The sequence below is a fragment of the Saccharopolyspora galaxeae genome, from assembly GCF_016526145.1.
Classification (GTDB): domain Bacteria; phylum Actinomycetota; class Actinomycetes; order Mycobacteriales; family Pseudonocardiaceae; genus Saccharopolyspora_C; species Saccharopolyspora_C galaxeae.
This window is the reverse complement of sequence record NZ_JADDUE010000003.1, coordinates 570,021-585,235: the sequence shown is the minus strand read 5'-3', so window position 1 is coordinate 585,235 and position 15,215 is coordinate 570,021. Positions and strand designations below refer to the sequence as shown.

Sequence of the window (15,215 nt, the reverse complement as noted above, 5' to 3'; positions counted from 1 at the left end):
ATTGCGGAGTTGGCTGGATCGACGAGAAGGCGGAGAGGGGACGACGGCCAGCATGCAGCCCGGTCCAACGTCAAGATCATATGGCGATCTGATGGCGACCGGAACGCGGTTCAACGCGCCACAACCCGTCGGAACGAGGAGGAACGAAGCCCGCTGACCTGCGGCGGAGCGCGAGTGTGCTGGTCAGAATCGAAGGGCCACTACCTTGACACGGTAGAGGTCGCTGGTTCAATCCCAGCATCGCGCACCACGATTTTAGCAGTTCACAGCCCCTATCGGTGTTCTACGCCGATAGGGGCTGATTGCTGTTTGGGAGCACTGCCGCGAAATGAGGTCACCGATGATGACGTGGGCGGCCCAGCTGTATTCCGAGTTCTGATCCGGGCCGGACTTATCTCGGGTGCGAAGCGCAACCTCCACAAGTGCGAAGAGCGCCGGAGATGGCCACACAGGGAGGGTGCCGCCACCGCAGGACGGCGCCCCGCTGCTGCCGTTCCCGCTGTCCCCGAACGGGTAGCCACCTACCGCCGGCCGGGTCGGGCAGCAGGTACCGCTCACTCCCAGGCCCGCTCAGCGTAGGAGGACGGGCAGGGTTTCCAGACCGCGGAGGACGACACCGGGTGAACGGAACCGCGGACTTCCGCACGGGCGCATCCCGGGGAACGCCCGCAGCAGGCGCGGAAGAAGGACCTCGGCCTCGAGGCGCGCGAGCGCCGCTCCGAGGCAGTAGTGCGGCCCGGCGCCGAAACTCAACGGACGCACGCCGTCGCGGGTCAGGTCGAGGCGGGCGGGTGCGGTGAACTGCTGCGGATCGCGGTGGGCAGCTCCTACGAGACCGATGACAAGGGTTCCAGGCTGCACCTTCCGATCGCCGAGGACCGCGGGTTCGTCGGCCATCCGGAATAACATCTGCACCGGAGCGTCGAAGCGCAGCAGCTCCTCGACCGCCGAGGACGCCAGATCCGGGTCGTTCCGCAGCAGATCGGCCTGCGCGGGCTCGTCCAGCAGCGCGCGCAACGCCAGCCCGAGGAACCCGGTGAGGGTTTCGTGGCCTGCGGTGAACAGGAAAACCAGGTTCCCCACCAGGTCCTCGTGTTCCTCGCCGTCCCGGGAGAAGGCCTCGACGATGGACGACAGCAGGGTGTCGTCGGGGGCGGCCCGGCGTTCGGCGATCAGCCCGTCGAAGATCTCGACCATGGCGAGGGTCGACGCTTCCATGCGCCGGTTCTGGGCCGGTGACCGGATCGGGTCCAGGATGGCGCCGGTGTCCTCGCCCAACCGGACCAGCTCCCGCGTCGTGCTGCGGTCGATTCCGAACACCGAACCCATGACCGCGGCGGGGAGCGGGCGTGCCACGTCCGCCACGAGGTCGGCTTCGCGTCCCGTGAGCGAGCCGAGGACCTCGTCCACCGTCGCGCTGATCGAATCGCGCAGCGCCGCGATGCGGCGGGGCGTGAAATGGGGAGCCATTGCTGCGCGGAAGTGCTGGTGCTGCGGGGAATTGCGGAATCCCACCGCGCGGCGAACCACCCGCTCCGCGCCGCTGCTGCGCCACTCGTGGCCGAGCATGTCCAGGTGCGCTGCGTCCAGCGCCCCGAACGAGCGGCTGCGCACCAGGTCCAGGCAGTCCTCGTAGGACGACAGGAGGATGCCGTCCAACACCTGCGGCAGCGGGCTTTCCAGGACGCGGGTATCGCCGAACAACTCCGCGTAGTCGGGGTAGGGGTCGGCGAGGACGCGCGGCTTGATGATGCGCTGGAACAGGCGCGCGCGCTCATCCGCGCCGAGCAGGTCGGTCGTCGATGTCATCCCGCAGTCCTTGTCCTTCCGGACGGGGTGGGTGAGGGGTCGGCCGGGGGTTCCGGTAGGGCCGGGCGGCTGCTCTCCAGGAACGCGCGGATCATCGCGGTGGTCGCGGCGGGCCGTTCGACCAGCGGACCGTGGCCGGCACCCGCGACCGCGGCGCTGCGCGCGCCGATCCGCCGTGCCATGCGGTCGATGCTGTCCGGCGGCCACGTGTCGTCGTCGCCTCCGTGAACGACCAGTTTGGGAACGTCCACAGCGGACAGGTCCGCTTCCCGCGGATCCAGGTTCCGCAGCGACGCCGGGAATCCGAGCAGGTGCTCGGGATCGGCGTCGAGGACGTTGCGCCGGAAGCTGTCGAACGCGCGGCCGCCCTCCCGCCCGTGCGTGAGAAGCCACCCAGAGACCTCCTCCCACAACGCCCGCGGACCGCCGTTCGCGAGCAGTTCCCGGACGTGGTCCGGGAACTCCGGGGACTTGGACGCGGTGAGCCCGGGGCCGGAGGAGATCAGCGTCAGGCTGCGGACAGCGCGGGGCGCATCGAGCACGGCCGTGCGGGCGACGAATCCGCCGAGACAGCTGCCCAGCAGGTGCACCGGATCGCCGCCCGTCCAGGTGGTGAGCACGTCCGACAGATCACCGGCGAGCTTTTGCACCTCGTAGGCACCGGATTCGGACACCCGTCCCGATCCGGGCTGCCCGAGGTGGTTGTACACCAGGCAGCGGTACCCGGCGCGGGACAGCAACGCCAGCGGCACGGTCCACAGGTTCTTGTCGTGCAGGTATCCGGTCACCATCACGATCCGGCCGAGCGCCTCGCCGGGAGGGTGTGCTTCGAGCGCGCTGAGCGGGCCCCGGGATGTGCTGATGACGCGTTCGCGGATCCTGCCGAGACTGCCGGAGGCGGCAGGCGACATGCCTCAACTCCTCGTGTGGTCAGCGATGTCAGGGCGCCGGGACGGGTTCCGGCGGCGTAGCGCCGGTGCTCGCGGCGCACGCGGCGCTCTCGAACTCGGCGACCGCGCGGGTGGGCGAGCGCATCGCCTCGATCTCGGAGCGGAGTTCGGCGGCGTTGTTCCGGTACGCCGGGTCCTCGAGAACGCGCTCGACGCCCTCGGCGACGGCCTCCTCGGACAGGTCGGACACCGCAATCCTGTGGGCGATGCCGCGTCGTTCGAGCTGTTCGGCGTTGGCGAACTGGTCGCCGAGCTGCGGCACAACGATCTGCGGCAACGCCTTGGTCAACGAGACCATCGAGCTGCCCGCCCCGCCGTGGTGCACGACCGCATCGCACGCGGACAACAGCTGGTCGTGCGGGAGCCAGCCCGGCGCCCGCACGTTCGGCGGGAGAGCCCCCAGCGAGGAATCCCGGGATCCGGTGCCGGACAGCACGACCTCCACCGGCATGTCGGACAACGCTCGCGCGGCGGTACTGAGCGCTTCCAGGCCCTGCCGCATCGGCAGGCTGCTCATGGACACGCACACCCGGGGTTTCGCGCGGGGTTCGGTCAGCCAGCGCGGCAGCACCGCGTTGCCGCAGTAGGGGACGTATCGCATCGAAATCCACGAGGAGTTCTCGGTGCGGCGCAGCCCCGGCGGGCACGTGTCCAGCACGGCGTGCGGTTCGAGCGCGGCGGCGTCGATCCCGAAGCGATCGTGCAGCGCCCGCCGCTTCGGCCCGGCCGATTCCCACAAGGAGCTGATCAGTTCGTCCGGGCAGTGCAGTCCCCAGCGGTGCGACACGGTGGGGATCCCGGCCAGTCCGGCGGCGAGCGGTCCGGCGAACTCCATGGGATCGGACATCACCACGTCCGGGCGCCAGTCACGACAGAGCTGGAGGACGTCGGTGGCCGCGCGGTCGGCGATATCCAAGCCGAGGTCGGCGATCGGCCGGTGGTTGTCTTCCCCGGTCGGATCGTCACTGGCCGCCCACAGGTCGCGGACGGAGACATCGCTGACGACCGTGCCCGCCAGTCCCGCGTTGCGGGCTTCATTCACGATCAGCCGCGGGCCCGCGACGAGCACCTGATGACCAGCGCTGCGCAGCGCCCAGGAGAACGCGACCATCGGATAGAAATGACCGAATGCGGGAAGCGTGGTTACGAGAACCCTCATATCAAACCTTCACGACGAAAATTTCCTACTCGGATCCATTCATGTCGGTGCCCCGCGCGACAACCCACCTCCCGCGATGATCACCCGTTCGAGTGGTCATATGAGATCCGGGCAAGGTTCGCGCGCGGATGGTGCCTGCGGTGCTACCAAGTGGTCCTTCTCGGAATCCGGACCGGCCGCCCGAGCGGAAGCGCAGGTCACAGGGGTTGCACGTTGATCCGCGGAAACAGGGTCGGCAGGGTGTATTCGGCGTCACTATCGGGAAACTTGTTTGATGGCGATTTATCCGTAGCGTGGAAAAACGCTGTGGATCCGAAGCGGCCGCATCTCATCTATCGCGTCAGACGAGGAAGCATGCCCCGCCACTTGGCCTTCGCCATCATTCCCGCGCACGGACACGTGAACCCGACCCTGCCGCTGGTCGAGGAGCTGACTCGCCGCGGCCACCGCGTCTCCTACCTGACCGGCGAGGCCTGGCAGGGCCCCGTCGAGGCCGCAGGCGCCGATTTCGTCCCGATCGCGGCGGGGTACCCGCCGGCCCGCGGCAGAACGGCCAGGGCGCAGCGAGCGGGATGCGCGCGACGCTGGGGGTTTCCTCGGCACGGCGCGGGAGACCGCGCCGCGGCCGGGAAAGCCGGGGTGCTGGTGGTTCGGCTGTGCCCGACCTTCGCCGGCAACGAGCACTTCTCGCTGCTGAGCCGGTTCTTCGGGGACATCGACGTGCAGGGACCGCAGTTCGATGACGCGCGCGAGCCACGGATCCGCAGTGTGTCGTCGATGCGTGTGCTCAGCGCGAGGCTGCGATTGCGCAGTCAATATCGTGGAGTGAGTACGACTCGCGGTAGAACGGGATCAGCGTCGCCCGAGGCTCCGCGAGCTGGATGCGACTATGTGCCGCTCCCGCAGCAAGCTCGGCATCTGGACTGGCGACCCGTTCACAGTTTTTCATGAGCTTCCACCGCAGGACGGCCGAAAGCTGCTGTAAGCCGGTGACGGCATTGCTGAGGACGGTGTCGATCGTGTGCGCGGGCGAGTCTGCGTTGTGAGCGGCTTCGGCGGGGGTGGCCTCAGCGGCGATGCGACGTGCTTCAAGCAGACCGGGTATCGGTGGTTGCGGGAGCGGTTCATGGCTCTGCGGGACAGGCTGCAGCGCGGAAGTTGCACGACCCGGTCCGGCTCGCACTCTGCACCGCCCACCGCCACCGGTCATGGGCGCCAGGAATTCTTGATGTGCAAGAGGACCTGTGCGTTATTTCCGTGGATGTCGCTCCAATCCGCATCGATAGCCGATTTGTTGGGCCGCACATCCAGCGCGTTGCTCCCCTTGAACGGGTTGTCCCAGTGTATTTGCAGAATTTCGCCGAACTTGTTGCCGGGGAGGTGTGACAAAAATATCATCTCACCTCTACGCCGGTCGCAAATCCTTTGGACTCGCTGGCAATGCAACCGCCGGCACCCGGAATTATTTCGTACTCTTTCGCTCCTTGCCCCGGCCAACTGCGATGGTCCTCTCCGGGGTCGTCCGGATCAATTGCGATATAACCGCCGGGTGAAACGGAGGAGATCGACATCCTCCCGTGTTGAAACTGGACGAAACACGGCGTCAGGGTGTAGTCGCTGAGGTTCACAATAGAGATATCAAAAGTACGATGGGCGCGCCCTTTCGTCACAAAAGGAAGACTTCCGAGGATGTCGCGGATGGCGCGTCCAAAGAGAGCGTCGCCGTCTTTGAGCAGCTTGTTTTTAGTTTCATCCAAGCCAAGCATGATAATACCATCCCAACTCTTTGTGCGGGAGCGGCAATGCAGAGGGCGTGGAGTTTGGCAACCGCTTCGCCGTTCCCATGGCCGCTCGACTGCTAATTCCGGATGATGTCCGAGTAGTCGTTGTGGCTCCGGTACTACAGCTGGTTCGTCGACGGAATGTTACTGACCAGCACTGCTTCGTCGTGCGAGTGGTTTCCGAAGTGGTCCTCATGCCTAGCCCGGATCCCCAATTCAGGTACGGGGCGAAGTTGAGCAGCTTCGCCCCGCGTCAGTCCTCCCGGACGTGCCACTTCTGCTGGTCCGAGCCAGCGGTCTTGGTGATCCTCACCTGGCTGCCCGGGCCGACCTCGGGTTCGTCGCTGCCGGCATCGAGGCAGAACGTGTTGCCGCCGTCGGAGATATCGATACGAATGACGGTCGTGCCGCCTTCTTCTCCGACTTTGCGGGTGGTCCAAGATGTGGATTCTTGTTATTGCTCTGGTGCAGCGAACGCTGGCGACGGAGTCCCTGTCGCTGAGTCCGCTTCCGTACACGGCAAGCCGACTACCGTCCAACGGCTGACGAGCAGGGACGTCTCGGTTGCTAATCCACTACTGACCTCCGTATCCGTGCCGGTCGATGGTGAAATCTACAGGCGGGAACCGAAACGAGCACATCGCTCAGGCGGGTGACATCAACAGCGTCTAGAATGCTTCATCATAATGGCCGAGGTGGTCACCTGTCCGCCTCAACCAGGGTTACAGTGTGTAATAACCGTATTCTGCAGAAATCGCATGAGCGTGTTTCGGTGCCTGCCGAGGTTGTTCTACAGGAGTCGGAACTGGCCGTTGCCGGCAGGAAGGGCGTCGGACCGAATGCCCGCCCGAGCGCGGCCTTTCGTAGGGGGTTCGTCCTACGAGGCTGCCGCGGTTTCCTCATTTCGGCTCGACGCGACACGTTGTCGAGGCCGGGGCTGCTGCGGGCGTACGCGCCGGGCGCAACGCCGAGCACGCGCTTGAAATGGCGGGTCAAGTGGGACTGATCATAGAATCCCGATGTGGTTGCGACCGTGCGCGCCGGCATAGCGCGCATGCATCCGTGATCTGCTGGTCGGCCTTCCCGGTTCTCGGTGGCGCATTCGGTGCTGGCTGGTTTGATCGCCCCGATGATTCTCCTCGCTGCGGCGGTGGACGCGCCGCCCGCTGGTGGTCCGGGGATTCGGCGGTCACGATTGCGGGATGGATGGCGTCGCGGCGAACCTGGCGTTGGTTCGTCCTGCTCGGCGGCTTCTTCGCCGCTGCGGAGATCGCGCTGGTCTCGCTCCGGGACGCCCAGGTCCACCGGCTCGCCGAAGCCGGACGGCGCGGTAGGGGCGTGGCACGGCTGAAAGCCGATCCGAACCGGTTCCTGTCCGCCGTGCAGATCGGCGTCACCTTCACCGGGTTCTTCGCCTCCAGCTACGGCGGGGCGACGATCGCCGTGCGGCTGGAACCCGCGCTGTCCGGTTGGGGACTGCCCGCGGGGCTGTCGGCCACGGTGTCGTTGATCGCGGTGACGGTGTTCGTCTCGTACCTCTCGCTCGTATTCGGCGAGTTGGCGCCGAAGCGGCTCGCGTTGCAGAAGCCCGAGGCGGTGTCGCTCACGGCGGCCGGAGTGCTCGACGCGGTGGCGACAGCTTGCCGTCCGGTGATCTGGTTGCTGTCGAAGTCGACGAACGCCGTGGTGCGGCTGATGGGGCTGAGCCCGCGGGAGGCGGAAGGCTCGGTGAGCGAGCAGGAGCTGCGCGACATGGTCCGCGCCAGCGATCAGCTCACCGTGGAGGAGCGCCGGCTGATCATCGACGCGTTCGAGGCAGGTGATCGGGTGCTCAGCGAAGTCATGGTTCCCCGCACCGAGGTGCACTTCCTGGACGCCGCGATGTCACCGCGGGAGGCGGCCGACGAGGTCGCGGGAAAACCGCACTCGCGCTACCCGGTGATGCGGGAAGCATCGCCCGACGACGTGGTCGGGTTCGTGCACATCCGCGATCTGTACACCGCGACCCGCGGCCGCCGCGGCGCGAGCACGGTCGGCGGGCTGGCACGCCCGATCGCCGTCATGCCGGGCACCAAGCCGGTGCTGGCCGCGCTGACCCGGATGCGCGGCCGCGACGGCAGCCACTTGGCCGTCGTCGCCGACGAGTACGGCGGCACCGATGGCATCGTCAGCGTCGAAGATCTCGTCGAGGAGATCGTCGGGGAGATCTGGGACGAGTACGACCCCGGTGGGCGCGCGGCGACCACGTCCGCTGCCGGTGTCTTCGAGCTCGACGGGATGCTGCACCGCAACGACGTTGAGGACAAGACCGGTGTCGTGCTGCCGGAGGGGCCGTACGACACGTTGGCTGGATTCGTCCTCGGGCGGTTCGGCCGCATTCCCGCCGCCGGTGAATCCGTGCGCGCATTGGGGCACGAGTTCACCGTTCTGGCCATGGAAGGCTTGCGGATTTCCCGGGTGCGCGTGGACGTCAGCGCGGAGGGGACCGAACGGGCTGATTCCGAACCGGGCTGAGCCGGGCCCACTCGCCGCGCCTGGTGCGCCGACCGGCCAAATCGCGGAAACGGAGCACGATCTGCGTCGTCCTGGCCGGCGGTGGGGCGGCCGGACGCATGGCAGGCGGACGTGCAGCGAACAGCAAGATCGTCTGCGGCGGGGTCGCGCGAGTAGCCTCCTCCTTGATCGAGGAGGGCGGATGGCGAAGCGAACGTGGAGTCTCGTCGCCACGGCCCTGGTGCTGCTGTGCGCACCGGGGCAGGTGGCGGCGGCGCCCGCCGAGCCGCAGGTGCAGGACGCGCTGGACCGCATGGTCGAGCAAGGTGTGCCGGGTGTGCTGTACCGGCACTCCGAGCCGGGTTCGGAAACCGTGTTGCGCAGCGGTGTCGCCGACCTGCGGACCGGTGCGCCGGTGCCGCAGCGGGGGCGGTGGCGGGTCGCCAGCCTCACCAAGAGCGTCACGGCGACGATCGTGCTGCAACTGGTGCACGAAAACCGCCTCGGTCTCGACCAGCCGCTGGCCGAAGTGCTGCCGGACGTGGTTCCGGGGGACGAGCGGATCACCGTGCGGAACCTGCTGCAGCACACCAGTGGGCTCTTCGATTACGCGCAGGCGCCGGAGTTCCGATTTCCCGATGATTACGTGCACCGGCCCTTCGCACCTCGCCAGCTCGTGGACCTGGCCGTCGCGCACGGGCCGGTCGCCGAACCCGGGCAGCAGTGGAGTTACAGCAACACCAACTACATCGTGCTCGGCATGATCGTCGAGGAGCTCACCGGTGAGCCGTTGAGCGCGGTGTTCCAACATCGCGTCCTCGGTCCAGCCGGGATGCGGCAGAGCTACCTGCCGGTGCACTACCCGCTGATCAACGGGCCGCACGCGACCGGTCACCACGTGCTGCCCGAGCAGACCGGCGATCCGACGAGGTACCCGTTGACCGAGCTCGATCCGTCGTTCGCGTGGGCGTCGTACGGGATGGTCTCCGGTGCAGCGGACATGAACCGCTTCTACCGCGCGCTGTTCCGCGGCGAGCTGCTGCCGCGTCCGCTGGTCGACGAGATGCTGCGGGCCGTGCCCGGTGGCGACCCGGTCTTTCCCGACTACGGACTCGGTCTGGAGAACATCGAGCTGACCTGCGGTGTCACGTTGTGGGGCCACACCGGCTCGATCCCCGGCTACAGCAGTTATGCGTTCTCCACGGCCGACGGCAGGCAACAGGTGTCGATGTCGCTGAACGTCTTCATGCTGGGCGAACGGGCGGTCCCGATCATCTACGACGCCGCCGACGCGATCAACCAGGCCGTCTGCCACCAGCCCTACCCGCAGCCGCCCGTACCTGCGGCGTGAGCGCACCGGTACCGCTCAGCCCCTCCCGAGCAGCGATCGGGCGAAGAAGGCGATGTTCGCGGGGCGTTCGGCCAACCGGCGCATGAAGTACCCGTACCACTCGTCGCCGTAGGCGAGGTAGACGCGCAGCCGCTTGCCCTCCGCGGCGAGTCGTTCCTGCTCGGCCGGGCGGATCCCGTACAGCATCTGGAACTCGAAGCTTTCCGGTGACCGCCCGGCCCGTTGCGCCAGGTCGTCGGCGATCGCCACCATCCGCGGATCGTGCGTGGCGACCATCGGGTAGCCCTCGCCGTTCATCAGCGTCTTCAGGCACCGCACGTAAGAACGGTCCACTTCGGACTTGTCCGGGAAGGCCACGGACTCCGGCTCGGCGTAGGCGCCCTTGCACAGCCGCACTCGTGAGCCCGCCGACGCCAGGTCCCGGCAGTCCTGCTCGGTGCGGCGCAGGTACGCCTGCAGCACCGCTCCCGCCCATGGGAAGTCCACCCGCAGATCCCGCAAGATGTCCAAAGTGGAATCCGTGGTGGTGTGGTCCTCCATGTCCAAGGTGACCGTGGTGCCCACCGCCGCGGCCGCCTCGCAGATCCGCTGCGCGTTCGCCAGCGCGATCTTCGCCCCGTCACCGGGCAGGAACTGGCCCACTGCGGACAGCTTCACCGAAACTTCGGCTCGATCGGCGAGCCCGGCCGAGCCGAGCGAGTCCAGCACCGTCCGGTACGCCGCCACCGTCGCGGCAGCCTTGTCCGCGTCGGTGGTGTCCTCCCCGAGGTGGTCCAGGGTGACGTGCAGGCCATGATCGGCCAGCGCGCGCGTGGTGCGGACCGCGTCCTGGGCGGTCGTTCCGGCGATGTAGCGGTCGACGACGGGGCGGGTGAGCGGGTTGGCCTCGACCAGGTGGCGGACGCGGGGCTCCCGCGCCGCCGCCAGCAATGCCGTGCGCAGCATCGGATCTCCTCTAGTGCGGCGGGAAGCGGGGTCAGCCCATGTGCGGGTAGGTGTGCCGGGTCGGCGCCACGAACGTCTCCTTGATCGCCCGCGGGCTGGTCCAGCGCTGGATGTTGAACAGCGAACCCGCCTTGTCGTTGGTGCCGGACGCGCGGCTGCCGCCGAAGGGCTGCCGGGACACGATCGAGCCGGTGGGCTTGTCGTTGACGTAGAAGTTCCCGGCGGCATGGCGCAGCTTGCGGTGCGCCTCGTCGATCGCCGAGCGGTCGGTGGCGAAGACCGCGCCGGTCAGCGCGTACGGGCTGGAGCCGTCCACCACGTCCAGGATCTCCGAGTAGCGGGCGTCGTCGTAGACGTGCACCGCGATGATCGGTCCGAAGTACTCGGTGGTGAACGCCTCGTCCGCCGGGTCGGTGCCGACCAGCACGGTCGGCTCCACGAAGTAGCCGGTCGAGTCGTCGTAGCCGCCGCCTGCCAGCACCTCGAGCGAGGCGGTGTTCGCCGCCCGGTCCAGCGCGGCGCGGTGCTTGGCGAACGCGCGCGCGTCGATCACCGCCCCACCGAAGTGCGAGAAGTCGGTGACGTCGCCGAAGCTGATCTGCCGCGCCAGGTCGGCTAGCTCCTCGCGCAGCCCGGACTCCCAGATCGACCGCGGCACGTAGGCGCGGGACGCCGCCGAGCACTTCTGGCCCTGGTACTCGAACGCGCCGCGGGCGAACGCCGTGGCCAGCGGCTCCCGCTCGGCCGAAGGGTGCACGACGATGAAGTCCTTGCCGCCGGTCTCGCCGACGATGCGCGGGTAGCTGCGGTAGCCGTCGAGGTTGTCGCCGACGGTCCGCCACAGCTTCTTGAACGTCGCGGTGGAGCCGGTGAAGTGCAGCCCGGCGAAGTCCTCGTCGGCCAGCGCCACCTCGCTGACCGCCTCGCCGCGCCCGGTGACCAGGTTGATCACGCCTGGGGGCAGCCCGGCCGCCTCCAGCATCCGCATGGTGAAGTGCGCGGCGAACTGCTGCGACGGCGTCGGCTTCCACACCACCGTGTTGCCCATCAACGCCGGAGCGGTCGGCAGGTTCCCGGCGATCGCGGTGAAGTTGAACGGCGTGATCGCGGTGACGAACCCGTCCAGCGGCCGGTATTCCATCCGGTTCCACTCGCCGGGCACCGAGTTCGGCTGCTCGGCCAGGATCCGGTTGCCGTAGTGCACGTTGAACCGCAGGAAGTCGATGAACTCGCAGGCCGCGTCGATCTCGGCCTGCTGCACCGACTTGGACTGCCCGAGGATGGTGGCGCCGTTGATGGTGTCCCGCCACGGACCGGACAGCAGATCCGCGGCGCGCAGCAGCACGGCGGCGCGCTCGTCGAACGGCGTTGCGGCCCATTCCGGAGCGGCTCGCTTCGCGGCCCGGACCGCGTCGGCGACGTCCGCGCGGGTGGCCTCTGCGGAAGTGCCCAGGACGTGGGCGTGCTTGTGCGGCTGCACCACGTCGAACGGCGTGCCACCCGCCATGCGCTGTTCGCCCGCGATGGTGCTGGTGAGTTCGGCGCGCTCGGACTCCAACTCGGCGATCCGCTTCTGCAGCGAGTCCCGCTCGGCCGAACCGGGGGCGTAGGACTTCACCGGCTCGTTGGCCGGTGCCGGGACGGTGGTGATGGCGTCCATGGCGATGTCGCCTCCTCGCGCGTAGTGCGTTGTTGGCGGGGTTCCCCGGCCTTTCGGAGGAAGAACCGGGTTATTCGAAGACTAGGAGCGTGGAAGCGCCGCGCGGCTGTACGATCAGCCATCATTGAGGGGAGCGTGTTGTTCGGTTGGACAAGACCATTCCGCTGCCCGGGGCTCCGCTGCGGCAACTGCTCGTGGCGGTCGGTGAGCCCCTGGTCGACCTGCTCGCCGCGCCGCGCGGCTTCGACCAGCACGTGTGCGATGTCGTGATCATCGACCCGGACGAGGACGCCGAGACCCATCCCGGCGACCTCGTGCTGGTGATCGGTGCGCGCGGGCGGTCCGCGGTGCGGCAGGTGCGCTCCGCGGCACGGGACGGGGCGGCCGCGGTGGCCGTGAAGGTGCACACCGACCAGGACTCGCGAGCGCTGCGCGACACCGCCCTCGACGCCGGTGTCGCGGTGCTCGGCGTGCGGCCCGAGGTGCGGTGGGAGCAGCTGGAGTCGCTGGCCCGCTCGGTCGTGGACAACGCGCGGCTGACGGTGGAGGCCGACGCCGGCGAAACCCTCGGCGACCTGTTCTCGCTGGCCCAGACCGTGGCGGCGATGACCGACGGGATCGTCAGCATCGAGGACACCGCCAGCCGGGTGCTGGCCTACTCCCGCTCCGACGACGACGTCGACGAACTGCGCAGGCTGTCGGTGCTGGGGCGGCGCGGGCCGGAATCGTACCTGGCGATGCTGCGCGAGTGGGGCGTCTACGAGCGGTTGCGTTCCGGCGAGGAGATCGTGCACGTCGGCGAACGTCCGGAGCTGGGCATTCGGCGCCGGATGGCGATCGGCATCCATGCCGGTTCGCAGCCGCTGGGCACGATCTGGGTGCAGGAAGGCGCGAAACCGCTCGAGGAACGTTCGCAGCGCGCGCTGCTCGGCGCGGCCAGGGTCGCCGCGGTGCACCTGATCCGGCAGCGGGCGGAGGCCAGCGCGGCGCCGAAGCTGCGGGAGAACCTGCTGGCCGGGCTGCTGGACGGCAAGGTCGACGCCGCCTCCGTGGCGGGCAACATCGGCGCCGATGCGGACCGCCCGGCGGTGGTCGTCGTGTTCACCCTGCGCGGGCGCGCCGGGGTTTCGGACCGGTCCGAGCTGGAACTGGAGCGCACCGAGATGACCAGCCTCATCTCCGTGCACGCGGCCGCTTATCGGCGCAGCGCGCTGGTCACCAACCTCGGTTCGCGGGTGTACGCGCTGCTGCCCGACCTGCCCGGGACCGCGCTTTCCGGCGTGCTCGGGATGACCAGGGAGATCGTCGCGGCCGCGGGACAGCACCTGCGCGCCGGGGTGCAGGCCGGTGTGGGGGCGGCGGTGCCGACGCTGGAGGACGTATCGCGCTCGCGGGCCGAAGCGGACCGCGTCCTGGACGCGATGGCGCACGACGTGGACAACCGGATAGCGACGATCGCGGACGTGCGGGCGCGGGTGGTGCTCAGCGAGCTGCTCACCGTTCTCGGCGGCAACGAGCGCTTCCGCGATCCCAGGATCGACGCGCTGTGCGCGCACGACGCGGAGCACACCGGTGCGCTGGCCAGATCGTTGCTGAGCTACTTGGAGTCCTTCGGCGACGTGCGTTCGGCCAGTGCCGCGCTGCACGTGCACCCGAACACCTTGCGCTACCGCATCCGGCGGGCCGGCGAGATCAGCGGGATCGATCTGTCCGATCCTGCTGAGCGGCTCGCTGCGCACCTGCACCTGCTGCTGCACCGGCGCAACGAGCGGAACCGATGAGCGGCCCGCGCCGAGACCACCCGATCAAGTGATGCGAACCGCTGTTCGATGCGGGCACTCTGGAATGCATGGATCTCCAGCGCAGCACATCCCGGCTCGGCGAACGTCCCGGCCCCCGCCGTTCATCTCCCCGCCGTTCTTCGCTCGGCCGTTCACCCCGCTGCCGTTCGCGCCATCACCGCCAGGTCGCCGATCGACGGTGCACGCGGCACCGCTCGGGCATCGATCAGCCGCGAAACGGGTCGCCGCCGGTGCGGTGGACGGATCTGGTCGGACGCGAGCCGCCGGGGCGGCGATCGCGGCCGCCCGCATGCTCAGAGTTTGCGCAGCCGCACCCGGTTGATGGCGTGGTCAGCGTCCTTGCGCAGCACCAACGTCGCACGCGGCCGGGTGGGCAGGATGTTGTCCACCAGGTTCGGCCGGTTGATGGTGTGCCACAGGTGCCGCGCCTCGACCCGGGCGTCCTCATCGGACAGTCCGGCGAAGTGGTGGAAGTGCGAATCGGGGTCGGCGAAGGAGGTGCCGCGCAGCGCCAGGAACCGGTCGGTGTACCAGCGCTCGATGTGCTCGGTGTGCGCGTCCACGTAGATCGAGAAGTCGAACAGGTCGGAGACCGCCAGGCTCGGCCCCGGCTGCAGCACGTTCAGCCCCTCCAGGATGAGGATGTCCGGCTGCCGCACCACCTGTTCCTGATCGGGCAGGATGTCGTAGGCACGGTGCGAGTACACCGGCGCGGACACCGCCTCGGCCCCGGATTTGACCTCGGTGACGAACCGCAGCAGAGCGCGCCGGTCGTAGCTTTCCGGGAACCCCTTGCGGTGCATGATGCCGCGCCGCACCAGCTCCGCCTTCGGGTGCAGGAAGCCGTCGGTGGTCACCAGGTCGACCTGCGGGTGGTCCGGCCAGCGGGCCAGCAGCGCGCGCAGGATCCGCGCGGTGGTGGACTTGCCGACCGCGACGCTGCCCGCGACGCCGATCACGAACGGCACCTTCGGCGCGGCTTCGCCGAGGAAGGTCGTGGTGCTGGTGTGCAGCCGCTGCCGGGCTGCCACCTGCAGGTTGATCAGCCGCGACAGCGGCAGGTAGACGTCGGCGACCTCCTCGAGGTCCACCGGTTCTCCGAGGCCGCGCAGCGCCTCGAGCTCCGCGTGCGAGAGCGGCAGCGGCATCGAGTTGCGCAGTTCCCGCCACTGCTGCCGGTGCAATTCGACGTACGGGCTCAGTTCGCGGGCTCGCGTCACAGCGCACACCCCTCAACGTTGAGGATCGGCTCCGGTGCGGCGCGC

General features: G+C 68.6%; 11 protein-coding genes and 1 tRNA gene. 5 read left to right on the top strand and 7 right to left on the bottom strand.

Annotation, left to right across the window (positions count from 1 at the left end; translation table 11 throughout):
• Positions 1–168: 168 nt before the first annotated feature.
• A tRNA-Leu gene (locus tag INP57_RS10340) sits at positions 169–250 on the top strand.
• 320 nt (positions 251–570) lie between these two features.
• Here the strand turns inward: INP57_RS10340 and INP57_RS10335 are convergent.
• Genes INP57_RS10335 through INP57_RS10325 form a run of 3 tightly spaced genes read right to left on the bottom strand, consistent with a single transcriptional unit; the run spans position 571 to position 3,870 of the window.
• Entirely contained in the window at positions 571–1,809 is a 1,239-nt protein-coding gene (locus tag INP57_RS10335; protein ID WP_200069869.1) for a cytochrome P450, read from the bottom strand.
• Positions 1,806–2,720: an alpha/beta fold hydrolase gene (locus INP57_RS10330; protein WP_200069868.1), complete on the bottom strand. Its 915-nt coding sequence runs from the start codon at positions 2,718–2,720 to the stop codon at positions 1,806–1,808. The genes INP57_RS10335 and INP57_RS10330 overlap by 4 nt, the downstream gene beginning before the upstream one ends.
• Positions 2,721–2,748: 28 nt before the next feature.
• Positions 2,749–3,870: a glycosyltransferase gene (locus INP57_RS10325; RefSeq protein ID WP_233627203.1), complete on the bottom strand. Its 1,122-nt coding sequence runs from the start codon at positions 3,868–3,870 to the stop codon at positions 2,749–2,751.
• Between the two features lie 315 nt (positions 3,871–4,185).
• On the opposite strand from INP57_RS10325, the gene INP57_RS10320 reads away from it, so the two are divergent.
• On the top strand, positions 4,186–4,869 hold the full coding sequence (locus INP57_RS10320; protein WP_200069866.1) for a glycosyltransferase: 684 nt from the start codon (positions 4,186–4,188) through the stop codon (positions 4,867–4,869).
• 443 nt (positions 4,870–5,312) lie between these two features.
• On the opposite strand, the gene INP57_RS10315 is transcribed toward INP57_RS10320, so the two are convergent.
• A complete protein-coding gene (locus INP57_RS10315; protein ID WP_200069865.1) occupies positions 5,313–5,675 on the bottom strand; it encodes a hypothetical protein in 363 nt (120 codons plus the stop codon).
• A 1,230-nt stretch (positions 5,676–6,905) separates the two neighbouring features.
• Between INP57_RS10315 and INP57_RS10310 the strand changes: the two genes are divergently transcribed.
• Entirely contained in the window at positions 6,906–8,213 is a 1,308-nt protein-coding gene (locus INP57_RS10310) for a hemolysin family protein (RefSeq protein WP_233627202.1), read from the top strand.
• Positions 8,214–8,394: 181 nt separating this feature from the next.
• Positions 8,395–9,543 (top strand): serine hydrolase domain-containing protein, encoded by a 1,149-nt coding sequence (locus INP57_RS10305; RefSeq protein ID WP_200069864.1) that lies wholly within the window; start codon positions 8,395–8,397, stop codon positions 9,541–9,543.
• A 15-nt stretch (positions 9,544–9,558) separates the two neighbouring features.
• Here INP57_RS10305 and INP57_RS10300 read toward each other — a convergent pair whose 3' ends face one another.
• On the bottom strand, positions 9,559–10,488 hold the full coding sequence (locus INP57_RS10300) for a proline dehydrogenase family protein (RefSeq protein WP_200069863.1): 930 nt from the start codon (positions 10,486–10,488) through the stop codon (positions 9,559–9,561).
• A gap of 31 nt (positions 10,489–10,519) precedes the next feature.
• Entirely contained in the window at positions 10,520–12,148 is a 1,629-nt protein-coding gene (gene pruA / locus INP57_RS10295; protein WP_200069862.1) for an L-glutamate gamma-semialdehyde dehydrogenase, read from the bottom strand.
• A 146-nt stretch (positions 12,149–12,294) separates the two neighbouring features.
• Here pruA and INP57_RS10290 point away from each other — a divergent pair, with 146 nt between their 5' ends.
• Positions 12,295–13,929 (top strand): PucR family transcriptional regulator, encoded by a 1,635-nt coding sequence (locus INP57_RS10290; RefSeq protein WP_200069861.1) that lies wholly within the window; start codon positions 12,295–12,297, stop codon positions 13,927–13,929.
• A gap of 314 nt (positions 13,930–14,243) precedes the next feature.
• Here the strand turns inward: INP57_RS10290 and coaA are convergent, their stop codons facing one another.
• Complete coding sequence (gene coaA, locus INP57_RS10285) at positions 14,244–15,170, bottom strand: type I pantothenate kinase (RefSeq protein ID WP_200069860.1); 927 nt, start codon at positions 15,168–15,170, stop codon at positions 14,244–14,246.
• Between the last annotated feature and the right edge of the window lie 45 nt (positions 15,171–15,215).

Bases quoted from the DNA above. Each gene is read 5' to 3' on its own strand.
- INP57_RS10300 (WP_200069863.1), bottom strand. From the start codon at position 10,488: ATGCTGCGCACGGCATTGCTGGCGGCGGCGCGGGAGCCCCGCGTCCGC.
- INP57_RS10330 (WP_200069868.1), bottom strand. From the start codon at position 2,720: ATGTCGCCTGCCGCCTCCGGCAGTCTCGGCAGGATCCGCGAACGCGTC.
- pruA (WP_200069862.1), bottom strand. From the start codon at position 12,148: ATGGACGCCATCACCACCGTCCCGGCACCGGCCAACGAGCCGGTGAAG.
- INP57_RS10310 (WP_233627202.1), top strand. From the start codon at position 6,906: ATGGCGTCGCGGCGAACCTGGCGTTGGTTCGTCCTGCTCGGCGGCTTC.
- INP57_RS10335 (WP_200069869.1), bottom strand. From the start codon at position 1,809: ATGACATCGACGACCGACCTGCTCGGCGCGGATGAGCGCGCGCGCCTG.
- INP57_RS10305 (WP_200069864.1), top strand. From the start codon at position 8,395: ATGGCGAAGCGAACGTGGAGTCTCGTCGCCACGGCCCTGGTGCTGCTG.
- INP57_RS10325 (WP_233627203.1), bottom strand. From the start codon at position 3,870: ATGGTCGCGTTCTCCTGGGCGCTGCGCAGCGCTGGTCATCAGGTGCTC.